The organism is Synechococcus sp. PCC 6716, assembly GCF_022570815.1.
Taxonomy (GTDB): domain Bacteria; phylum Cyanobacteriota; class Cyanobacteriia; order Thermosynechococcales; family Thermosynechococcaceae; genus Thermosynechococcus; species Thermosynechococcus lividus.
Genome location: NZ_JAKLTU010000018.1, coordinates 1 through 20,933, shown reverse-complemented (window position 1 = coordinate 20,933; position 20,933 = coordinate 1). Strand labels below are relative to the sequence as shown.

Genomic DNA, 20,933 nt, shown 5'->3' with positions numbered 1-20,933 from the left:
AAAGTGTCTAGCAAACACGATCAGGTTGATTATCCCATTTCCGTGCTGCATTTTAGAGGGCTTCTGCTTTCACATCAACCGTGGTTTCCGGTACATCCGCGCGACTTTTTTTGCTTTTGAGATGCTCAATAACAATCTGGGTGACCTCACTGGCCAAAATCATCATTACGGTAATGTCATCCAACTGGCCAATCACAGGAATCAAATCTGGGGCAATATCGATAGGGCTGAATAGATAGACAAAACTAGCAATAATGATGAGCCAGCGGTATTTAGGGTGACGTAGCAATGTCCGATACCAGTTGTAAAACGCAGCCATAGGGGCAAAACCTCAGAACCTAATTTCTATTATGTCGTGCTCCTTGCCGTAGGGTTTGTTGACTGCTGATGAATCCTGCATGGGTTCGACACTGGCGTGCTAAGGGTTGCGACCGCACTCCATATATCTATAGATGCAAGAACTGTATCTTGCGCTCTCGCCACGGCCAAACCGTTTCCTTAAGCCCCTGTCGCGCCTATACTATAGAGGAGTCCCCATCTAATCAACAGTTTGTTATTGTTGGCCAATGATTGATCTTAGTGCCTTAAAGCGAGATTTGACAGCTCTGAACACTCGTCTGGGTCACGCCCAGCACTATCTTTGACCCTGCGGCGCTCACTGCTAAGATTCACGATCTTGAGCATACGGCAGCCCAGCCTGACTTTTGGACTGATCAAGCTGCTGCCCAAGCGACTCTGCAACAGCTTACTGAGGCTAAGGAAGCTCTAGCGCAACTCTCAAGCTGGCAAAAGAGTGTTGAGCATGTTGAAGCTGCGCTGGAACTGCTGGAGCTAGAGAGTGATCCGGGGCTTTACGATGAGGCGATCGCCCTGCTGCAACAGCTAGAGGCACAACTCAGTCGTTGGGAACTAGAACAGCTTCTGAATGGCCCCTACGATAAAAATAATGCCATCCTAACGATTAATGCTGGAGCAGGGGGCACCGATGCCCAAGACTGGGTGGAAATGCTGCTGCGTATGTACACCCGCTGGGCAGAGCGACAGGGGTACCAAACCCACATTGCTGAATTATCGGAGGGGGAAGAAGCTGGCATTAAGTCTGTAACGTTGGAAGTTAAAGGTCGCTATGCCTACGGCTATTTACGCTCAGAAAAGGGAACGCATCGCTTGGTGCGAATTTCTCCCTTTAATGCCAATGGCAAGCGGCAGACTAGTTTTGCTGGCGTGGATGTCATGCCAGAGTTGGATCAGTCCGTCACCCTTGAGATTCCAGAAACAGACCTAGAGATCACGACGTCCCGCAGTGGCGGCAAAGGAGGGCAAAATGTCAACAAGGTGGAAACGGCGGTGCGCATTGTCCATAAACCCACTGGCCTAGCTGTGCGCTGCACTCAGGAGCGATCGCAACTGCAAAACAAAGAAAAGGCACTGGCCATCCTCAAGGCAAAGTTACTGGTGATTGCCCAAGAGCAAAAAGCGAAAGAGATTGCCGATATTCGCGGCGATGCCGTGGAAGCCGCGTGGGGCACGCAAATCCGTAACTACGTGTTTCACCCCTACCAGTTGGTTAAAGACCTGCGCACTGAGGTAGAGAGCACCGCTGTGCAAGATGTGATGGACGGCGATATTGATAGATTCATTCAAGCGTACTTGCGGCAGCAAACCGATGCCTAGAAAAATTCCATCGCCTATCTCAATCATGGTGAACTACCGCTCATCATCGCTACGCGATAGATAAGCGGCTTCCTTGTTCAACGGGGACAGCATCTAGCAAAACCGAAGTTTTACCAGATGTCTTACGTCCCCTCCCAAAGGCAGTAGAGCTAGTTCCTAACTCCAATATCCGCAAGGCTTCATTTCTTATGTTGATTGCAGCATTTATATCCCTATCATGCTCTGTATTACAAACATCACAGGTCCAATTGCGAACATCAAGCGGTAGGTTACCCACTTGATTGAGGCAAACATGACAGGTTTTTGAGGAAGGAAAGAAACGGTCTACTTCTTGATAAACCTTTCCTTCTCTTTCAGCTTTGTACTTGAGCATGGTACAAAACATCCCCCAGCCAGCATCACTAGTCGCTTTGGCTAGCTTGGGATTTCGCACCATCCCTTTCACATGCAGATTTTCTACAGCAATCACTTGGTTTTCGTTGACTATCTTGCGGGATAGCTTGTGCAGAAAATCTTCACGACAGCGAGCTATTTTATGGTGAACGCGAGCGACTCGCTTTCGAGCTTTATCTCGATTGTTGCTTCCCTGCTTTTTGCGAGAAAGCTTCTTCTGTTTGCGCTTTAGGTTACGAGCATGTTTGGCTAAGTGCCGAGGATGATCAAACTTTGAGCCGTCGCTCGTAATTGCGAAGTGAGTCAGCCCTAAATCTATGCCTATTGCTTCCCCCTCAGGACTAGGAGGAGGTTGCTCTCGGCCATCCTCAACAAGGAGGGACACATAGTACCTCCCATCTGGATTGAGCGAAACCGTAGCCGATTTGATTTTTCCCTCAAACTCTCGATGTTGACAGCAGTACAATTTCCCAACGTTTCCAAGGAGTTTAACGTCATCCCCTTCTACTTTGACGTTTTGAGGGTAGGTCATCGATTGACGACCTTTTTTGGATTTGAATCTTGGTAGCTTAGCTCTTCCCTCGAAAAAGTTCTTGTAAGCCGTGGATAAATTTAGAGCCACAACCTGCAAGCACTGCGAGTAAGCTTCCTTCAGCCAAGGGTGCTCCTTCTTTAAGCTAGGGAGTACTCCCTGAATAGCTGAGCGTGATAACCCTTTCCCAGTTGATTGGTAGGTTTCTTGGCACAAGTTGAGCGAATAATCCCACTACCAGTGACAGCAGCCAAAGCTTTTGGCTAGGGCTAATCTCTGTTCGTTGGTTGTTTTTATTGGCCGCAATTCATCTCCCGATTCACCTGCGGTAGCATCGGGGACTTCTTGCTACATGTCGTTAAATCACAGGCAAGAGGAAAGTGATGGGTTTTGCCACACGCCAACGGTCATGCAGCACCGAAGCGCTGAACAATTTGACGGTGAACAGTGAAATAGCCTGACACACAATGCTGGAGATGAGGTTTTAGCAGGATGTGGGCGTGTGCAAGAGTATGGAAGGGAATAGAGGGATAGAGGTGGTGCTCGGCATGGTAGGGCATGTTCCACATCAGCAGGCGAACCGGCCATAGGGTGAGGGTGGTGCGGGTATTGGTCAGGCCATTGCTATCTTGGGTGCAATCGGTGTGCTCCGCCAGCAAAATAAACCGCAGCACTGGCTGGCCTAGCACCAAGGGAAATGCCCATCCCACCAGTAGCCAAGGATAACCAACTACTACCGAGAGTGCTGCGGCAATTCCATAGACACCGAGTTGCCAGCGGGCAGACCAAACGACCTCGGGGCGAACTTCGGCGCTGATGTAGGGGTAGCCCTCTAACCGACCGCGAACGAGGTTGGCAAAGGTTTGCACCTTGCCCCACCACCACGGTATGCCACTCAGTTCCCAAAGGTACTGTTGCCAGTTAGTGGGCTTAGGAGCATCGAGTTCTGGGTCTTTGCCTAGAATTTGGGTGTAGCGATGGTGCCACTTGTGGTACCGCCGATAAAAGTCACTGTTGTAAAAGCAGAGTAAGCCCGCTAGCCAAGCCACTGTGTCGTTGAGGCGTTGATTTGCAAATGCAGTGCGGTGAGAGCACTCGTGTAGGGTCGCAAACATTGTTGCCAAGCTAGTGCCGTAGAGCAGTAAGGCGGGAATGGCTAACCACCAACGGTGTCCCAGTTGGGTCATCCAGACGCTGCCACTCAGCACCAGAAGACCCACATGAAGTGCGAGTTGGCGGATCCCTGCCCAGTTTGAGCGCTGGTTTAAGGTCTGGAGTGTGGCAGTGTCGATGAGAGGCTGCGCAGACGTGATCATGACATCAAGGGCAGTTTGCAATAATAATGGGGGGCTAACTCGCCAGCTTAGCTTGTTTTTCCATCCTGTGGCTACTGTTTAGGTTTGGGGAATCTAGCGGTCTTTGCGCCGTTGCAGCCCAGTGGCGATCGCGATGTAAATGAGGCTATGGAGCAGGAGTACACCCCAGTTCAACAGCAGGTTTGTCGGGGTTGGGTCATAGACAGGACTTGGATCAAAGGGTTGGGGCGGTGGCTCAAAGAGGCCAAAGTCAAGGGGGGGCGGTACCATGGCATTGACGTTAATTAAGGCACCGTAGGCTCCCATGCTCCAACGGCCAATTGTTACCCACGAGAGGATCACGGCTAATCCTTGAAGCTTAAATAACACCCCTGCAAAAATAATTTGTGGCAACAGCAGCGGGGGTAACACTTTACTGGCTTGATCGCTATTGCTGACCGCGCTGGAAACTAACAGCCCCAAGCTAAGGCTGGCCACAAGGGTCAAAAAGGTTGTGACGGCAACGCCCAACGGCCAAGGCATGAGCGCCCCGGTGGGCACACCAAACCCAAGGACGACAACCACCGTAATCAGCAGCGTTTGGACAGCAGCCATTGCCTTGCCAAGGGTGAGCTTGGCAGCCATGTAGGCCGGAAGACTGAGGTTGGCGAGGCGCTCGCGGCGGTAAATGGGGACTTCGGTAATCAGAGCCTGTGCCCAACTGGATAACCCCACCCATAAACAGGCGCAGGTAAACACAAAGAGTACCCGTAAGGTTTGAGCCGCTTGGAGCAGTGAGGGCGGATCTTGGGGTAAGAACGGTGAGGTCTCAAGAGCAAAACGGGTCAGCAGGAGGGCAATGGGCACACTCACCAGATTCAGTGCCAAACTGAGGCGATCGCGCTCCATCAGCCGCCACTGCCGTTGACACAGTACTTGCCACTGGTACAGATGATTGGGGGCGGGCTGTTGACTTGGCGCAGGGACGTTGGGGGTACCACTCCCAAGGGCAACATCGGTATTATTGGGGGCACAGCTAGCGCTGAGGCGGTTTTCTAGGTAGTTTTTGTAGTCTGGGGACTGTCGAAACCGCTCACTCCATTCGTAGGCGGCGCGATCGCCCTCGCCTGCGGCCAAAATGCCGTAGATTTCAGCCACAGACCCTAGGGGGGGCGACCCATTAGGACTAAAAAACTGACACGCGCGCTCCGCAGGCCCGAAATAGCAGAGGCGACCACCACGGCCGAGAATCGCGAGGCGATCGCACAGATGCACATGGCTAGTGGCATGGGTTACCAGAATAATTGTCCGACCTTCGTCCGCTAGTTGGCGCAGCAGTTGCATCATCGATAAATCAAGCCCAGGATCGAGGCCAGAGGTGGGTTCGTCAAGGAAAAAGAGCTTGGGATTAGCCAATAACTCAACGGCAATACTGACGCGCTTGCGCTGGCCACCGCTGAGATCCGCCACCAATTGCTGGGCAACAGGGGTTAACTGCACTTGCTTGAGAACTCGCTGGACACTCTCGTGGCGGGTGGTGGCATCGGTATCTGCCGGCAGACGAAGTTGGGCAGCAAAAGTTAGCACCTCGGTGACCGTTAAGCGGGTATGCACAATATCGTCTTGGGGCACATACCCCGTTTGGTGGCGATAGGCGCAGCGGTTTTGGTACAGGTCTTGGCCATTCAGGAGGACTTTACCCGCTTGGGGAGGCGTAAGCCCCATGAGGACTTTCAGCAGGGTTGACTTGCCGGTGCCACTACCGCCAACAATGCCAATAAGCTGCCCGGGTTCAGCCACAAAGGTCACCCCTGCCAACAGGAGGCGATCGCCGTGGGGTGTCGTTACTCGCCGTTGCAGATGGTAAGCATCTAGGCGAATTTGACTACCTTGATCCGTAACCTCCAGTATCTCATTGCGGTAGAGCAGCGCAAACGGGCCAATGCGGATTTGGTCACCATTGCGCAGGGTGTAAGGAGCTTTGAGGAGTTGGTTATTCACATAGGTGCCGTTACTACTGTTTAAGTCCCGCAGGACGTAGAGACCCGCAGTGGTACGGTCAAGACTGGCATGGCGTTGGGAGACAGTGGGAGCGTTAAGCTGCCAGTGCTGATAGCTGTTTGTTGCGTCTCGCCCCAGCGTGAGAGGCCATTGGCTGAGTTTTTTCAGATTCAGCCGTCGTTGCTGGGGTAACGGCGGCGGTGTTGCAGTGCCTGCCGACTGAATTTGGACAAACATCTGTACTTTGTTCGCGGGGTCTTGGCCAATTTCAAGCCGTAGGGTGTCCGCCAGCTTAAACCCTTCTCCAACACCAACCCGAGTATGCTGATGAAAAATACCATTAGTGCTGCGGCGCTGTTCGCCATCCCCATCCCAGAGATAATAGCTTTGGCCTTCTTTCGCAAACACTGCATGACGACTGGAAATAACTGACCAGATAGGAGCATCGGGAACCACTAAATCTGCCCACTGGCGATCGCGCCCCAAGCGATGCTGGGATTGGGTGAGGTGATAGGTTAACGTCTGCCCTTGACTTTCAAGGATGAGTGTTATCGTTGGTCGATCAAAAACCGTCTTGGCAGACATGGCGCAGGTGACATACTCCGGACACTCATGCTAACGCATAGCATGCGAGCTTCTCAGTGCCCCCCAAGATCTCATCGGGCGTATCCTGAGCTTTATTGACGGAATGCCCTACCGCCAAGTGTTTGATATTGATTGCAGCATTATACCCACGGGACAATGCCAAACCGCAAACAGGGCAACGATGCCAGCGGTCTTGAAAAGCGCAAAATGCCCCCTGCCCTAGGCAAAACCAGCGTACATACTGGCCTCGTTCTTCTGCCTTCAGGCAAGGGGTGCTAAAACAAGGGTATGGGGTTACATCATCCCCATACCACCCATGCCGCCCATACCGGGGTCAGCCGCAGGTGCCGGTTTAGGTTCTGGTTTTTCCACCACTAAGGCTTCTGTGGTTAGCACCATCCCAGCAATGGAGCCAGCATTTTGCAAGGCGCAGCGCACGACTTTTGCTGGGTCAATAATGCCGGCGCTGATCAAGTCTTCGTAAGCCCCTGTAGCAGCATTGAATCCATGGCTAAACCCGGCTGAGCGCACATTTTCAACCACAACTGAGCCTTCCGCGCCAGCATTTGCTGCAATTTGAGCTAAAGGTGCCGCCAGAGCCGTTGCCACAATCCGCGCACCCGTTTGCTCCTCGGCACTGAGGCTGGGCAAAAGGGCATCAATACGGCTGGCAAGGTGCAGCAGCGTTACACCACCCCCCGGCACAATTCCTTCTGCAACGGCGGCTTTGGTGGCATTGAGGGCATCCTCTAAACGGAGCTTGCGATCCTTAAGTTCAGTTTCGGTGGCTGCGCCCACTTTAATGACGGCTACACCGCCCACCAGCTTGGCAATCCGCTCCTGTAGCTTTTCCTTGTCATACTCGGAATCGGTGTCTGCTAGTTGCTTTTTCAGTTGCTCAACCCGCTTTTGCACATCCGCTGTATTCCCCTTTTCCGACACTAGGGTGGTTGTATCTTTGGTAATGGTGACGGAAGAGGCTTCCCCCAACATGGTGATTTCCACATCTTCTAGGGTGAGGCCAACCTCTTCAGAAATGACTTGCCCCCCTGTGAGCACGGCAATGTCTTGGAGCATGGCTTTGCGGCGATCGCCAAAGGCCGGTGCCTTAACCGCGACCACGTTCAGAACCCCCCGCAGTTTATTGACCACTAGGGTGGCTAAGGCTTCCCCCTCCACATCCTCAGCGATAATGACTAACGGACGGCCACTGCGGGCAACCTTTTCAAGGGTGGGAATCAGATCTTGAATGCTGCTGATTTTTTTATCCACCAAGAGCAGATAGGCACCGGTCAATTGCACAATCATTCGCTCAGGATCGGTGACAAAGTAGGGGGAAATATACCCACGGTCAAACTGCATCCCTTCAACAATTTCCATTTCAGTATTCAGGGATTTTGACTCTTCAATGGTGATCACCCCATCTTTGCCCACTTTGGCCATGGCTTGGCTCAGCATGGTGCCCACCTCTGGGTCATTGCCCGCAGACACAGCGGCAACTTGGGCAATCATGTCTCCCTCAACCGGCTTGGCAACTTCGGCGATACCGGCAACAACGGTGTTGATTGCTTTTTCTATCCCCCGCCGCAGTGCCACTGGGTTTGCCCCCGCCGCCACGTTTTTTAAGCCTTCGCGGATGAGGGCTTGGGCTAAAAGCGTTGCCGTTGTGGTGCCATCCCCAACGACATCATTGGTTTTGGCCGCCACTTCCCGCATCAGTTGGGCACCGGTATTTTCGTAAGCATCTTCTAGTTCAATTTCTTTGGCAATGGTCACGCCGTCATTGACAATTTGGGGGGCGCCATACTTTTTCTCTAGCACCACATTGCGCCCCTTGGGACCGAGGGTAATTTTAACGGCATCGGCAAGGGCATTAATGCCACGCTCTAAGGCACGGCGTGATTCTTCATGAAAAACAACTAACTTGGCCATAGGTGGCTATCCTTACGGGGTAACTTTGGTTCAGTCGCGATAACTTGCAACAAGTGGCAGACTTAAGTGCCATGTAACACCATACTCTGGGGGTGAATGGCAGAGCAATACAACTTGATGTAGGGTATTCCGCACTTGCTGCCCCCGTTCCAGCCAACCTAAATCTAACGTAATTGAGGCACAGTGGCTCATGGGCAAGCTCCCAGCGTCTAGCCACCATGCCTTGATCCAGTCGCTTGTAGCTAGGTTGCAACTACCGCAATTATTACTGTTGTTGTTGCGGTCTCATCGGTCGATTGCCGGGGCGACGCTGCTGCATTTGAGTTGCTAAGGTTTGGCGTTGCTGTGGGGTCAGAATACTACGCATGGCTAGCATACTCTCAAACCGCAGGGATGCCAGTTGGTTTTCTAGCTCCCGAACTTGCTGGTGCTTGGCACGAATCTGATCGTCACTGGCAGTGCCACTCATCATCTGCCGCAGTTCTTCTTTCGCAGTGCGCAACTGGTTACGGGTTTGCTCCATGCGGCTTTGATATTGCTGCCGTACGGCTTGTAGTTGTTGCCGCTGCTCTGGGGTAAGGTTGAGGTTCTCGAAGTTACGATAGCCGGGGGGCGTGTGTGCAGGCTGCGCTACCGTAGCAGGGGCAATGGCTAGCATGGGGCTGAGGCTACCACACAGGAGTAGGGCGGTTAGGCTTTGTTTTAACATGGGGATTCTCCGAGTTTGTCACGAATGGTATAGGGCGTACACAGGCCAATGAGGCTAGTCAACAACTGTGAGGTCAGAACCAGTCGAGAGGTCAGATTCGTGAAACATCACCTGCCAGTTATGGCTGATAAAGGCTTCCACAGAATCGGGTGAGTCGTCTTGAGCAACTTGGGGGGGCGGCTTCAACAGCCACGCGGTTGTGACGGTGGCGATCGCCCCGGTGCTCAGCAGAGTGAGTGTGCGCCACCAGCGTTTTGCTTGCTGTTGCTGTTGCAGCGCGGCTTGCACAATGACGCGATCAAGCTGGGGATGGGGGGGTGGCGGAGTGCCTGCATAGGTTCGCAAAAAATTAACCAAGACGGTATCCTCGCAAGACTCAGATGACGGCGGGAGGTTCATAGACTCACTCCTGCATTGGTAAAGTAGGTGCGTAAGGTTCCCCGAGCACGAAACAAGCGGGACTTAACCGTCCCCACAGGAATGCGTAAAATTTCGGCAATGTCCTTTTGGGGGAGTCCCTGTAAATCGTGCAGTACCAGTACACTACGGTAATCTAAGGACAACTGAGCTAGGCCCCGCTGGACTAAATCTTCGTAGTGTAATTGCTTCAAATCGGGACCGGGGGTGAGGGGTTCGCTGTTGTGAAGGTACTCATGGTGACGGGATTTGCGGGTGGCAAGCTGGCGGCGATAGTCGCAGGCCACGTTCCATGTAATTCGGTACAACCATGTGGAAAACGTTGCTTCGTGCTTCAGCCCCCGCAGACCTTTCCACGCCCGCAAAAACACTTCTTGAACCAAATCATCGAGGGCGATCGCCCCACAGAGCTGAAAGAGTAGCGATCGCACCCGCTGCTGGTGCCGTTGATACAGTTCACGAAAGCCATGGGGATGTCCAGCAAGGCATTGCTCAATCACTGGACGGTCAGGGTCAGACACCTTGGCTTGTGGGTGTACGCTTGGTGCAGCCGTCATCAACGGTAGGGGTATAGATACACTCATCGGAGGTATCGCTCCATTAACGTAATCACCTATTCAGACTCAAGGAGCCGAAAAGGGGTTCACACTGGTTGATCTATAACTGATCTACTTGAAGGTTTCCTTAAGCACAGTTCGGGCGGCTAAATGGTTGCGTGTTGTTGTTAAGATTTCTGCTTCCCGCAGCAGGCGATCGTAGGTGGACTGCAACTCTAGAAGGCTCTGTTGCTCCTGAGCTACACCCCGAAAATTACTGGCAATCCAGTAGGATAACTCAAGAGCGGCTGTGGGAACATCTGGCGGCAATTCCATGGCTTGATCTGTCAGCTTGGCAGACAGGCGCACCACATCATCGAGAAGTTGTCGTACTTCCGCCGCAAGAGGGCGCAAATCGATAGTGGTCGGCTCGTCGTCTATCCACTCCACTAAGCCAACTCGATAGGGCTTTTCACGGGTGTAATCTAAAATACGAAAGCGTTGCTGCCCTAAGGAATCCACGAGCATCCGATCGTCCGGTAAGCGCTCGTAGCGACGCACTTCGGCGCAGCACCCCACAGTGGCTGGACGACCCGTTTGCGGATCCCACATCACAATCCCGAAGCGGCGATCGCCCTCAAGGATTGTGTTCATCATAATCCGATAACGAAATTCAAAAATGTGTAGGGGTAAGGGGCGCCCAGGAAATAGCACCACATCCGGCAACGGAAAAATGGGCAGCTCGCGAACAGCAATGGACGAAAAGGCCATAGGAACAGTCAACGGATGTCAGTGCCTCTATCGTACCCTACTTTCAGGGAGCAGAGGATGCGGAACCGGGGACTTGAACCCCGAAGTCCTTGCGGACACTAGAACCTGAATCTAGCGCGTCTACCAATTCCGCCAGTTCCGCACTTGCGACAATTTGGTCAGCGATCCTTTATCGTGCCTGATAGGGGGAGTATCTGTCAATGTATTATTGCGAACTATTATTGCGAATTGCCGCGAAAGGTAATAAAAAAGGTTTGGCCATCAAGTGTGCCGTTGGCTGTAGCACTTAGAATGCGTTGATTGGCTCCATAGCGAGCAGTGACACCACCACTGGCATCGGCCATGCCCGAGCCACTCAGGCGAATATCTAGGGTGTAAGCGTCTCCCTTGATGAGAGTACCCCCAAAAGAGATCAGGCGGCCATCAGCTAAGCGAATGGACATATCCACCTTGTTATCGGCCTCTATGGCAATGCTCATAAAGGTCACACCAATGTTAGGGCGACCGGCTAGGCCAAAAATACCTGTACCGTTTTGGGCGTAGAATGTAGTTGCTGTCGGGGTTTCCTGTACGGGCGCAGGGGGCGAGTTGGCGATCGCCCCTGGGGGTAAGCCCAGTAGGAGGCTGAGAATCAATCCTAGGGTTTGCATACTGAGTTAAGTTCGTAACGCTCTAAGGGTAAAGACGATGATTACCTTGCAAAAGTTACCATCAGCAGTCCCCCTGTGAGGGCAAGCGTGACAAGACAAAGCTGGCGGGTTAAGGCAAGTGCCATACCAACTGTAGCGGGTTCAATAGGATGTAGCGGCTCACCGAGGTATGGTTTAACCTTTATTTGACCCCGGTAGGTGTTGACTCCCCCCAACTGCACCCCTAAGGCTGCCGCGTAGGTACACTCGCTCCAGCCAGAGTTAGGACTCGGATCCTTGGGGGCATCGCGCCAACACCACTCCCACACCCGCTGCCAACGGCCTGAGCACAGTGCCCCAAGGAGTACCAAAAAACGACAGGGGAACCACGTCAGTAGATCATCGGTTTTAGCGGCAAACCATCCCCAGTGGGTATAGGGTGGCTGGCGATAGCCAATCATCGAGTCAAGGGTACTGGCCGCTTTGTAGGCCATGACGAGGGGGAGTGGCCCCACCTGCGGGACAAAGAGGCTGGCGATCGCCCCGTAAAAGAGTGGCGCAATGACCCCATCCGTCGCATTTTCGCTAACGGTTTCCAGGACGGCTCGCAGAATCTCAGTTTCGTCTAGCTGAGCGGTGTCTCGCCCCACGTATTTGGCTAAGCATTGCCGTGCCTGCGGTAAATCGCCTGCGTGTAGCGCCTGCAGCACCTCCTCGGCGGCCTCCCGTAAACTGCGCCCCGCCAAACCACTGGCAGTCCCCACCACTGCTAGCCCCCACCCCAGCAGCGGTGAAAGGTCGGTTGCGGCTTTAACAATTCCCCAAGATATGCAGGTCGCACCGCCAATCAAACTCACACTCAGGAGAGCACCCCCAAGGCGCTGCCCCCACATTGGCCACCCTTGGCCATAGCGACAGCCGTTGCTCACCCATTCAATATAGGTTCCCATCCAGCGCACCGGATGCGGCCAGCCCCACGGATCCCCAAGGCCATAGTCCAGTAGGGCAGCGGCAATCAGAATGGTATAGGCAATTTGCGGGGAGAACACGGGTGCTTGAGGAGGGACTGCTGGCGAGCAATAGCTATCTTAACTGTCCGGTTCCGGCTGGGTTTCTGCGCGCTCAAAGGCGGGGCAATAGCCCTCTGGTGCCACTTTGAAGTTATACAAGGCGGAGGCTTCATTCCAGCAGCGTTGCCCGCGATAAAACTGGCAATTAAAACAGCTTTCCTGCTCAGGGGCGATCGCTGCGGTCATTCCCAAAACTTCTTTGGGGGTCATTCCCCGCACCAGCAATTGCTCTCCCTGCCATGAGGCTAAGATAAATCCTGTATCTGCTAAGCGGCGCCAGCGGGGATCGGCGGTAATGGCGGCCGGCAGACGGATGAGGGCATCGTCATTCCACTCGCTAACTTCACCTTCGTAGGCAAGCTGCACCAAGGAACTGGGGGTGGAAAGGGTGAGTTGGCCAATGGGAAATTGAATTGTGGAGCCACTGGTGGGGGTATGCAGGTGGTAGCGATTACTCAGCTCATTGAGACTGGCCAAATCTGCTAAGTAATTTGGATCACCGTGAATGAGGACAACGTGTTGGGGGCGAATATTGTGGATGAGTTGGGTCGTGGCAGGACCATCAGCGTGCAATGACAGCAAAAAGCTATCCACTTCGACCTGGGGGAGTTGACTGAGTTGCGGGTCAAGATCCCGAAAGGGCTGACCATAAAGTAACCGGGGATACAGCACCAACCACGGGCGATCGCCGCGCTCTAGGTAAGGCAATAATTCCTGCCCTTGATCCACAAGGACAATGGTGGCTTGCTCTGGACGGGGACTAATTTGGTCAAGGCTGCTCAGGGGTTGAACTTGGGGCTTGACCCGCTGATCCCAAAAGAGGGCTTGATGTTGGGCAAAGTTTTGGATCGCTGTGGGTAGGTGGGGCAACACCGTTAGGTAAGCATCGCAACTGCGGGCAATTGCCGTTGTCACCCAAATCTGAATTGGTTGACCGGTAAATAAATGGTGGCTGCGCAACAAAATGAGGATTTCTTGGGCTACCCCAAGGGGAGGCAAGGGCAGTAGGACGTTGTACCCCTGATCGACCGCGGTGCGGATGCGTTCGGCCAATTGATTTTCCTGCTGGCGACGGTGGGGATGCCGCGCTGTCCCAAGGCTGGCTTCAATAATGAGCACATCCGGCTGCAACCCCCGCAGATCCGCAAGGGGTAACCCCTCAGCAAAACGCGTATTAGAGAGAAAAAAGTCCCCTGTATAAACCACACTCAGGGGCGGCTGCTCAGGGTTCGCCTCTTGATAGGTCAAGGCAAACACGGCGGCTCCGGGTAAGTGACCCGCGGGAAACAGTTCTGCTGTTAAGCCGTCTCCAAATTCCACTGGCGATCGCCATGGCAAGGCACGACAAAACGGTGGCACCTCTTCATCCGGCCAGTTCAGGGGTAACAGTTGAGCGGTAACTTCACTGGCATAGACGGGGATGTGGGGAAAGCGTCGATGGAAAGCGAGTAAACTCTGGGCATGATCGGCGTGGGCATGACTGCATAGCACTAGATCAAACGGATGCTCTTCAATTTCCTCTAGCGGCAACACTGATAGAGATGGAATACCACAGTCTAGGAGAATACGATAGGTGCCAAGCTCTAAACCAATGCACACCCCTTCCCCTGCGTGACCCACCCCATAGTTGAGGCACTCGATCATCAACTCCGATCAGTGACCCTCCTTAGTGCGCCGAGCCATTGCCATGATAGTTATCGCTATCGTAGTAGCCATTCTGGGTGCCAAAGACGAGACACAATAGAATAAAGACTGGCGTAATCCCTAATAGAATAGGCTTAACGCTGATGACAACATCCATGGATTTGACTCCTAGTTTGGCTCAAAATGGCATAGGCTGCTGCTATTCAGTTTAGCGCAGAGATTTAGGCTAGAGCTGCAACGGCCAACGTTCTCCCTGCTGGCGATCGCCCCTGTAACGGCGGAGCGAACTACTCAACAAGCGTGCTGATCACTGTTCCGGCCTCTATGGTTAATCCACGATTTATTTATAGCGATCGCTTTCTTGATCACCGCTGCCGCCAGTTTCATTTTGAGCGCCCAGAGCGGTTGACGACCATTTGTCAGCACCTACACACCGCATTTCCCAACGCAGTATGGCGGGAACCCACCCCAGTGAGTGAGGGTTTGCGATGTTGGCTCGAGCAGATTCACAGTCCTTTGTACCTACAGCAGTTAGCCGATATTGCAGCAGCGGGGGGAGGGTGGCTGGATGCCGACACCTACCTCAATGAACACAGCTATGATGTTGCCCTGCTCGCCGTCCAAGCTTGGCTGGATGGAGTCAATGACACCTGCTACACTCAATCTCCCGTGTTTGTGTTAGCGCGCCCCCCGGGGCACCATGCACTGCGGGAGCGGGGAATGGGCTTTTGTTTGCTGGCGAATGCCGCGATTGCGGCTCACTACGGACTCAGCGTAGCAGGAATTGAACGGGTGGCGATCCTCGATTGGGATGTTCACCACGGCAACGGCACCCAAGCCTTAGTGCAACATCACCCGCAAATCGCCTACTGCTCCCTGCACGAGAGTCCTGCCTATCCCTATACCGGTGCTGAGAGCGATCGCGGCTGCCACGGAAATGTGCTTAACCTACCGATGGCCGCAGGCGCAACCGGCGCCACCTATCAACTGGCGTTTAGAGAGCGCGTCATTCCCTTTTTACAGGAATTTGAGCCAGACCTATTAATTCTTAGTGCTGGCTACGATGCCCACCGAGATGACCCACTTTCGGGGATTGACCTTGACGACACCGACTACGGCTGGATGATCGGCCAGTGCTTGCAGATCACTCACCGTATCGTCGTTGGCTTAGAAGGAGGGTATAACCTCGATGCGTTGGGGCGCTCAGTGGTTGCGACTGTGCAGGCAATAGCTCACTGATCTAAACTGATCTAACACGTCTAAAACAATGTATTGATAGCCCTTAAGCCACTGCTATACATCTGCCCCTTGCCGCTACCCCTGAGGACGGTCACGCTCCAGCAACCCGCGTCACTTCAGGTGAGTTAGCGGAATCACGCTCTATGTAGTCATAGGATAGCCAGTTGTAGTGGACTAAACCCACGGCGTGGGCAAAGAGTTTGGCAGGCTCTGCTGTCAACAATTCGTCAATATCGTGTGGGTGCAACCACTGCTCAACGTCATCGAGTAACTCCAGTTGTACCGAGGGAACGACCTGCTGGAGATTTGCCCGGGAGTACTCGGAATCGTCAACGTGGAGCTCATCGTCACCCCAATTACAATGGTAGCGGCTAACTACGGCACCGCGATTGTAGAGCGTAAACCCCCAGCCATAGTCTTCAGCATAGACATAGTGAAGCAGGGGATGGACGGCGGCGGCAACAATCCGCTCGTCTGGCTCAAAGGTGCTCCCCTCAGCTAAAAAGGTTACCCAGCCATTGCTTGGCCTATAGACGTAACCGTTGCATTGTATAGAGCGCAAGATCTCGATAGCATCTTCCGGTTGCTCACTGCGCAGATGATAGCTTTCACTGAACTCACTCATCGTGGGTACCCATACTCGGCTATCGATTAATGTATCGCTCCAAAAGCTGCCGAATCGCCTGAAGTTCCGCCAAAATACTACTGAGCAGTTGCTCGGGTTGATCCTGTGGTACTGTTTTTAGTTCGACGTGAAGCTCGGTAAACCCCATAACATCACGGGCAAACCGTGCTACCTCGTTAGGGTGAAACAATAATGGTTCGCGGCGACTGCTACGGCGCTCGGGATTCAGACGCTTGGGATCAAAGGGAGGATTGATAACGTAGTTGTCACTATTGACGTAGCGGTAGATAGAGGCTCGGGAACGATGGAGGGTTTGCTGAACTTGTTCAATTGTCATCAGGTTGCTATCACTAGATAGTAATTTAGATCGCCGCATCAAAACTATTACTGAGGGTTGTTGTTATCGATTTTATTTCAATGTAAGTGTAGAGGGATCAACTGTCAAGATTTAATGCGAATCTTCTGATTTAATTGCTGAGTTTGCCGCTGCTGCTGTTGTTCTAACAAACGACGAGCAAAGGACAGGGCGGCTGCAGAGCGATCGCCCCCGGCCAAGTCCGCCAAGGCATGAAGGCGTTCTTCTCCATGGAGGGGATATACCGCAACCGTTGTTTGTTGCTGGTGTGCGGCGCTGAACTTTTGAACGTGGTAGTGGTGATCTGCCGCAGCAGCGATCAGGGATTGGTGGGTCACGCAAAGGGTTTGGTGGTGGCGGCTCAACCGGTACAAACTGTCGGCGATCGCCCCAGCAATACGCCCGGAGACCCCCGCATCAATTTCATCAAAAATCAATATCTTCGCTGTTTGTTGTGTTGTTAGGCAGGTTTCTAATGCCAGTAAAAACCGACTAATTTCACCACCGGAGGCAACCTCCCCAAGGGGTTGTAAGGGTTGGCCAGGATTGGCACTCCACAGAAAGGTAATGTGATCACTGCCGTGGCTGCTGGGAGCTATGGACTCCAGTTGTACTTGGAAACGAGCATGGGGTAGCCCAAGGGGCTGGAGATGCTCAAGGAGTTCCGCTTGCAGTTGATCTGCAGCAGCAGCGCGCAGTTCATGGAGACGAGCGCTGGCAGTGGTTAGCTCTGTCATCCATGCCTGTACATGGTGCTCGAGATGCTCGTGAGTCATGGTGTGCTGCTGGATCTGGCTGAGTTCGGCAGCAATGCAATCGCGGTAGGCCATAACGCTCGCCAAGTCAGGCCCATACTTACGACACAGCCGTTGGAGCTGATGAATGCGGTTGCCAATCCTATCGAGGGTCTCCGGATCGGCCTCTAGGCTCTCAGCATAGGTGCGCAGGTGCCGTGCGGCCTCTTCGCCTTGGGCGATCGCCCCTTCGAGGAGTTCTAGTACTGGAGCAAGGGAGCGATCTAAGGGCAGGAGCGCCTGTAGCGCCATTTGGGCTTGCCCCAATAACCCTGTGGCACTGGGTTCCTCCTCGTAGAGCCAGTAGTAGGCGCGCTGAGTGTGCTCCTGTAACTCATGGATGTGGCTTAGCCGCTGATACTGTTGCTGGAGGGTCTCCAACTCGTGCGGGTCGTTCAGGTTGGCTGGCTCCAGTTCACTTAGTTGCAATTTCAACAGGTCTAGCCGTTGCAGTCGTTGTTGCTCTGCTTGGGTAAACTCTGCCAATTGGCGCTGACTTCTCTGCCACGCTTGGTAGCATTCAGACACCCGCTGACGCTGCGCCAGTAGCTCGACTCCCCCGTAGTGATCCAGCCAATCGCGCTGTTGGGCTGGGCTGGCCAGTTGAATGGCTTGCCCCTGCGCTGTCAAACGCACCAGATAACGCCGTAGTTCCTGTAGCTGTTGCCGATTGACAAGAACTCCATTTACCCGCGTGCGGCTGCGGAAGGTCTCTCCCTTGAGGCTAAATTCACGACTGCACAGCAGTTCTCCCCCCATATCTTCAATCTCTAGGCGCTGGAGCCATGCCTGTACCTCCGGGGTGAGGGTAAACACCGCTTCAATGTGTCCTTGGGTGCTCCCAGAGCGCAGGTGCCGCACCGTTAGTTTGCCCCCAAGGAGAGCATCAATGGCATCCAAGAGAATCGATTTCCCTGCCCCTGTTTCCCCCGTCAGCACGTTCAGACCAGGGTGAAATGTGACCTCTAACTCCGTGACAAGGGCAAAATTCTTAATCCGCAGTGTTTGCAGCATTCCCTTTAGGACTCCGGCAGCCAAGCGACTCTATTGTGGCACTCTTCCTTTCGTTGGAACGAGGACAGCTCACTTTTGCCATAGTGCGACTTGATTTTGTACCGCAGATTAGCCTACATAGTAGAAGGTAATATTTTGCAACATTTTGAGGAGCAACTGCTCGGATGATCACGGAGGCAGCAGCGATCCCAGCAACGGTGCCCAAAGAGTTTTTGGGGCCACCAATGGGGTTTAATCCAACCTTAGTCATGTTTTTTGCCGCATTTGCGATCGCCATTCTTTCGACGTGGGGATACGTTCAGGGAGACTGGCCGGGTTGGGTTTGCTTTGGCGCCAATATGCTGGCTCTACACCTAATGGGAACGGTGATTCACGATGCCTCTCACAATGTTGCCCACAGCAGTCGCCTTGTCAATGCCATTATGGGCCACGGCAGTGCCTTACTCCTTGGCTTTGTATTTCCGGTCTTCACACGGGTGCACATGCAGCACCATGCCAATGTCAATGATCCCGAGAATGACCCAGATCACTATGTGTCTAAGGGGGGGCCTTTGTGGTTAATTGCCCCCCGCTTTTTCTACCATGAAATTTTCTTTTTCAAGCGGCGGCTCTGGCGGAACTATGAATTGCTGGAGTGGGCAATTAGTCGGCTAATCTTAATTGCTATTGTGGTGTTTGCGGCTACTAGTGGCTACATGCACTATGTTCTAAATTATTGGTTTCTGCCCGCCGGGGTGGTTGGGCTGATGCTGGGGCTCTTTTTTGACTATTTTCCCCACCGTCCCCACACCGAGCGCGATCGCTGGCACAATGCCCGGGTCTATCCCAGTCCAATTTTGAACTTGCTTATCTTTGGTCAAAATTACCACCTGATTCATCACCTGTGGCCGAATATTCCATGGTATAAGGTGCAGCCTGCCTACCATGCCGTCAAACCGTTACTAGATGCCCACGGCTGTAAACAGACCCTTGGTATATTGGAACCGGGGAATTTTCTCCCCTTTTTATACGATGCTTTAGTGGGGCTGCACTTTCATCGGGTCGCCCCACCCTCTAAGACTCCTCCTCCCTCTTGAGGTGTTCCATGGTGGCTGAAGTCAGCGGCGATCGCCCCTCTGTTGTGGTGGTCGAAAACCTACAAAAGTCCTATCGGACAGGGTTTTGGCTGCGCACAGTCATCACCCCCCTGAAGTCCGTTTCCCTGCAGGTGTACCAAGGAGAAACCTTTGGCCTCCTCGGCCCCAACGGGGCAGGCAAGACCACGTTACTCAAAACTCTGTTGGGGTTGGTACAACCTAGCGCTGGGCATGGCTTGCTGCTGGGGCGACCCTTGGGCGATCGCGCCATTCGCCAGCACATTGGCTATCTACCGGAAAATCCTTACTTTTACGACTATCTGACGGGTTGGGAATTTCTCGAGTTTACCGCTGGCCTGTTTGGCCTTAGCAAAGCCACTCGCCAAGAACGAATTCCACTGTTGCTAGAAATGGTGGGCTTAACCCTCAAGGATGCCCGCAATAAGCAAATGCGCCGTTACTCGAAAGGGATGGTGCAGCGGGTCGGCCTCGCCCAAGCCCTCATCAACGACCCAGACGTCGTGTTCCTCGACGAACCCATGTCTGGCTTGGATCCCCTTGGCCGCTATCAAATCCGTGAGATCATCCTATCTCTGAAAAAGCAGAGCAAAACCATCTTTTTTAATAGTCATGTTTTGGCAGATGTGGAGGCCATTTGCGATCGCATTGGTATTTTGGCCCAAGGGGAGCTAATTTGTACCGGTGGGGTGAACGAGCTCCTTGGCAGTAGCACGAGCTACCATGTGGAGGGCACGGGTGGCCATGTCGATGGTCTGCAGGAGTGGCTACACCCTTTAGAGATTCAAGGCGATCGCTGGCAAGGCGTGATTAACGTTTCACCGCAGCGCTTTTTAACCCTTGTGGAGGAAATGGGAGGACAAATTTTACACCTACGCCTCGCCCGCCCCACCCTTGAAGAATTTTTTGTCGAACAGTTGCGCCAGCGGGGGATTTACGTGAGCCATTAGGGATACAGGCCGCTGCTGGCAAAATCCCACCGCAGGCGTTGCTGAATAGACGTATGATGTTCGGGTTTGAGGCCTTTGCCGCCCTCACCCTAGCCCTCTCCCAAAGGCGAGGGAATAAGACTCTTAGCTCCCTTCTCCCTAGGGAGAAGTGATTATCTTAAAAGTCAAGCAAATGATGATGCTGGAACAGCCGATGGACTCCCATCTGAGTTGGACGGCTGCCAGTCCGTACCATGTTTGAGCATGGCATTGAGAATTGTTAATAGCTTATGCATACAAGCCACTAACGCTACCTTGGTAGCCTTGCCCTTCGCTAATAAGCGGTGAGAGAAGACGCGAATCACTGGATTATGGCGCACCGCCACCAAAGCTGCCATGTACAACAGTTGACGCACAGCAGCACGACCACCAACGATAGCGCGTTTGCCTTGCTTCTGCCCACTATCTCGGTTGAATGGGGCAACGCCCACCAGCGCACTGATTTTTCGAGTGGACAACTGTCCCAGTTCTGGCAACAGGGCTAACAAGGTAGCGGCGACGACCTTGCCCACCCCTGGAACCGTCATCAGCCGCGTCTGTTTTGCCTGCCAGGGCTGACATGGATGGATTTGGGTGGCGATCTGCTCGTCTAGTTGCTGAATGCGGTCTTTGAGCCATGCAATGTGAGCTGCTAT

Annotated in this window: 20 protein-coding genes, 1 tRNA gene and 1 pseudogene; 4 read left to right on the top strand and 18 right to left on the bottom strand. The window is 53.4% G+C overall.

Translation table 11 applies throughout. From position 1 onward, the window contains the following. Window positions 1-52: 52 nt before the first annotated feature. Entirely contained in the window at window positions 53-319 is a 267-nt protein-coding gene (locus L5220_RS09060) for a YkvA family protein (protein WP_448515189.1), read from the bottom strand. A 247-nt stretch (window positions 320-566) separates the two neighbouring features. On the opposite strand from L5220_RS09060, the gene prfB reads away from it, so the two are divergent. Then, a protein-coding gene (gene prfB, locus L5220_RS09055; protein ID WP_448515188.1) for a peptide chain release factor 2 occupies window positions 567-1,674 on the top strand; the annotation gives its coding sequence in 2 pieces (ribosomal slippage) (window positions 567-641 and window positions 643-1,674; 1,107 coding nt in all). Window positions 1,675-1,723: 49 nt separating this feature from the next. On the opposite strand, the pseudogene L5220_RS09050 reads toward prfB, so the two are convergent. From L5220_RS09050 to L5220_RS08990, 13 genes and pseudogenes are all read right to left on the bottom strand, one after another. After that, window positions 1,724-2,821: pseudogene (locus L5220_RS09050) on the bottom strand (RNA-guided endonuclease InsQ/TnpB family protein); the annotation flags it as partial. Window positions 2,822-3,006: 185 nt separating this feature from the next. Continuing rightward, window positions 3,007-3,915, bottom strand: coding sequence for a fatty acid desaturase family protein (locus L5220_RS09045; RefSeq protein WP_499573126.1), 909 nt, complete (start codon window positions 3,913-3,915; stop codon window positions 3,007-3,009). 93 nt (window positions 3,916-4,008) lie between these two features. Next, window positions 4,009-6,480 (bottom strand): ATP-binding cassette domain-containing protein, encoded by a 2,472-nt coding sequence (locus L5220_RS09040; RefSeq protein WP_499573124.1) that lies wholly within the window; start codon window positions 6,478-6,480, stop codon window positions 4,009-4,011. Between the two features lie 294 nt (window positions 6,481-6,774). Continuing rightward, window positions 6,775-8,412: a chaperonin GroEL gene (gene groL, locus L5220_RS09035; RefSeq protein ID WP_499573122.1), complete on the bottom strand. Its 1,638-nt coding sequence runs from the start codon at window positions 8,410-8,412 to the stop codon at window positions 6,775-6,777. Between the two features lie 265 nt (window positions 8,413-8,677). Next, the gene (locus L5220_RS09030; RefSeq protein WP_448515063.1) at window positions 8,678-9,121 is read right to left on the bottom strand and encodes a Spy/CpxP family protein refolding chaperone; all 444 of its coding nucleotides are present in this window, start codon (window positions 9,119-9,121) and stop codon (window positions 8,678-8,680) included. Between the two features lie 54 nt (window positions 9,122-9,175). After that, entirely contained in the window at window positions 9,176-9,520 is a 345-nt protein-coding gene (locus L5220_RS09025; RefSeq protein ID WP_499573120.1) for a hypothetical protein, read from the bottom strand. Further along, window positions 9,517-10,122 carry a sigma-70 family RNA polymerase sigma factor gene (locus tag L5220_RS09020; RefSeq protein ID WP_499573119.1) on the bottom strand — a complete coding sequence of 202 codons (606 nt, stop codon included), beginning with the start codon at window positions 10,120-10,122 and terminating at the stop codon, window positions 9,517-9,519. The genes L5220_RS09025 and L5220_RS09020 overlap by 4 nt, the downstream gene beginning before the upstream one ends. Window positions 10,123-10,206: 84 nt before the next feature. Beyond that, window positions 10,207-10,845: an LON peptidase substrate-binding domain-containing protein gene (locus tag L5220_RS09015; RefSeq protein WP_099798179.1), complete on the bottom strand. Its 639-nt coding sequence runs from the start codon at window positions 10,843-10,845 to the stop codon at window positions 10,207-10,209. A gap of 58 nt (window positions 10,846-10,903) precedes the next feature. Continuing rightward, window positions 10,904-10,987, bottom strand: a tRNA-Leu gene (locus L5220_RS09010). Window positions 10,988-11,063: 76 nt separating this feature from the next. Next, window positions 11,064-11,495: a hypothetical protein gene (locus L5220_RS09005; protein ID WP_499573118.1), complete on the bottom strand. Its 432-nt coding sequence runs from the start codon at window positions 11,493-11,495 to the stop codon at window positions 11,064-11,066. 41 nt (window positions 11,496-11,536) lie between these two features. Beyond that, window positions 11,537-12,523 carry an adenosylcobinamide-phosphate synthase CbiB gene (cbiB, locus tag L5220_RS09000; RefSeq protein ID WP_499573116.1) on the bottom strand — a complete coding sequence of 329 codons (987 nt, stop codon included), beginning with the start codon at window positions 12,521-12,523 and terminating at the stop codon, window positions 11,537-11,539. 39 nt (window positions 12,524-12,562) lie between these two features. Further along, the gene (locus L5220_RS08995; protein WP_099798182.1) at window positions 12,563-14,188 is read right to left on the bottom strand and encodes an MBL fold metallo-hydrolase; all 1,626 of its coding nucleotides are present in this window, start codon (window positions 14,186-14,188) and stop codon (window positions 12,563-12,565) included. Window positions 14,189-14,210: 22 nt separating this feature from the next. Further along, window positions 14,211-14,345 (bottom strand): DUF8629 family protein, encoded by a 135-nt coding sequence (locus tag L5220_RS08990; RefSeq protein ID WP_257790494.1) that lies wholly within the window; start codon window positions 14,343-14,345, stop codon window positions 14,211-14,213. Window positions 14,346-14,512: 167 nt separating this feature from the next. On the opposite strand from L5220_RS08990, the gene L5220_RS08985 reads away from it, so the two are divergent. After that, window positions 14,513-15,427 carry a histone deacetylase family protein gene (locus L5220_RS08985; RefSeq protein WP_499573114.1) on the top strand — a complete coding sequence of 305 codons (915 nt, stop codon included), beginning with the start codon at window positions 14,513-14,515 and terminating at the stop codon, window positions 15,425-15,427. 91 nt (window positions 15,428-15,518) lie between these two features. On the opposite strand, the gene L5220_RS08980 is transcribed toward L5220_RS08985, so the two are convergent. The 3 genes from L5220_RS08980 to recN form a co-directional block, all read right to left on the bottom strand. Further along, entirely contained in the window at window positions 15,519-16,052 is a 534-nt protein-coding gene (locus L5220_RS08980) for a hypothetical protein (RefSeq protein ID WP_499573112.1), read from the bottom strand. Between the two features lie 19 nt (window positions 16,053-16,071). Continuing rightward, a complete protein-coding gene (locus L5220_RS08975) occupies window positions 16,072-16,389 on the bottom strand; it encodes a DUF8631 domain-containing protein (RefSeq protein WP_227517525.1) in 318 nt (105 codons plus the stop codon). A 104-nt stretch (window positions 16,390-16,493) separates the two neighbouring features. Further along, window positions 16,494-18,215 carry a DNA repair protein RecN gene (gene recN, locus L5220_RS08970; RefSeq protein WP_499573108.1) on the bottom strand — a complete coding sequence of 574 codons (1,722 nt, stop codon included), beginning with the start codon at window positions 18,213-18,215 and terminating at the stop codon, window positions 16,494-16,496. Between the two features lie 164 nt (window positions 18,216-18,379). On the opposite strand from recN, the gene crtR reads away from it, so the two are divergent. Both crtR and L5220_RS08960 read left to right on the top strand, forming a co-directional pair. After that, window positions 18,380-19,291, top strand: coding sequence for a beta-carotene hydroxylase (gene crtR / locus L5220_RS08965; RefSeq protein ID WP_099798186.1), 912 nt, complete (start codon window positions 18,380-18,382; stop codon window positions 19,289-19,291). An 8-nt stretch (window positions 19,292-19,299) separates the two neighbouring features. Beyond that, complete coding sequence (locus L5220_RS08960) at window positions 19,300-20,259, top strand: ABC transporter ATP-binding protein (RefSeq protein ID WP_499573106.1); 960 nt, start codon at window positions 19,300-19,302, stop codon at window positions 20,257-20,259. A gap of 164 nt (window positions 20,260-20,423) precedes the next feature. On the opposite strand, the gene L5220_RS08955 is transcribed toward L5220_RS08960, so the two are convergent. After that, window positions 20,424-20,933 (bottom strand): IS110 family transposase (locus tag L5220_RS08955; protein WP_499573104.1); only part of this gene is annotated, 510 nt, incomplete at its 5' end.

Excerpts from the sequence above, each read along its gene's own strand:
- L5220_RS09060 (WP_448515189.1), bottom strand. The coding sequence starts at position 319 with ATGGCTGCGTTTTACAACTGGTATCGGACATTGCTACGTCACCCTAAA.
- L5220_RS09045 (WP_499573126.1), bottom strand. The coding sequence starts at position 3,915 with ATGATCACGTCTGCGCAGCCTCTCATCGACACTGCCACACTCCAGACC.
- L5220_RS09040 (WP_499573124.1), bottom strand. The coding sequence starts at position 6,480 with ATGTCTGCCAAGACGGTTTTTGATCGACCAACGATAACACTCATCCTT.
- groL (WP_499573122.1), bottom strand. The coding sequence starts at position 8,412 with ATGGCCAAGTTAGTTGTTTTTCATGAAGAATCACGCCGTGCCTTAGAG.
- L5220_RS09030 (WP_448515063.1), bottom strand. The coding sequence starts at position 9,121 with ATGTTAAAACAAAGCCTAACCGCCCTACTCCTGTGTGGTAGCCTCAGC.
- L5220_RS09025 (WP_499573120.1), bottom strand. The coding sequence starts at position 9,520 with ATGAACCTCCCGCCGTCATCTGAGTCTTGCGAGGATACCGTCTTGGTT.
- L5220_RS09020 (WP_499573119.1), bottom strand. The coding sequence starts at position 10,122 with ATGAGTGTATCTATACCCCTACCGTTGATGACGGCTGCACCAAGCGTA.
- L5220_RS09015 (WP_099798179.1), bottom strand. The coding sequence starts at position 10,845 with ATGGCCTTTTCGTCCATTGCTGTTCGCGAGCTGCCCATTTTTCCGTTG.
- L5220_RS09005 (WP_499573118.1), bottom strand. The coding sequence starts at position 11,495 with ATGCAAACCCTAGGATTGATTCTCAGCCTCCTACTGGGCTTACCCCCA.
- L5220_RS08995 (WP_099798182.1), bottom strand. The coding sequence starts at position 14,188 with ATGATCGAGTGCCTCAACTATGGGGTGGGTCACGCAGGGGAAGGGGTG.
- L5220_RS08990 (WP_257790494.1), bottom strand. The coding sequence starts at position 14,345 with ATGGATGTTGTCATCAGCGTTAAGCCTATTCTATTAGGGATTACGCCA.
- L5220_RS08985 (WP_499573114.1), top strand. The coding sequence starts at position 14,513 with ATGGTTAATCCACGATTTATTTATAGCGATCGCTTTCTTGATCACCGC.
- L5220_RS08980 (WP_499573112.1), bottom strand. The coding sequence starts at position 16,052 with ATGAGTGAGTTCAGTGAAAGCTATCATCTGCGCAGTGAGCAACCGGAA.
- L5220_RS08975 (WP_227517525.1), bottom strand. The coding sequence starts at position 16,389 with ATGACAATTGAACAAGTTCAGCAAACCCTCCATCGTTCCCGAGCCTCT.
- recN (WP_499573108.1), bottom strand. The coding sequence starts at position 18,215 with ATGCTGCAAACACTGCGGATTAAGAATTTTGCCCTTGTCACGGAGTTA.
- crtR (WP_099798186.1), top strand. The coding sequence starts at position 18,380 with ATGATCACGGAGGCAGCAGCGATCCCAGCAACGGTGCCCAAAGAGTTT.
- L5220_RS08960 (WP_499573106.1), top strand. The coding sequence starts at position 19,300 with ATGGTGGCTGAAGTCAGCGGCGATCGCCCCTCTGTTGTGGTGGTCGAA.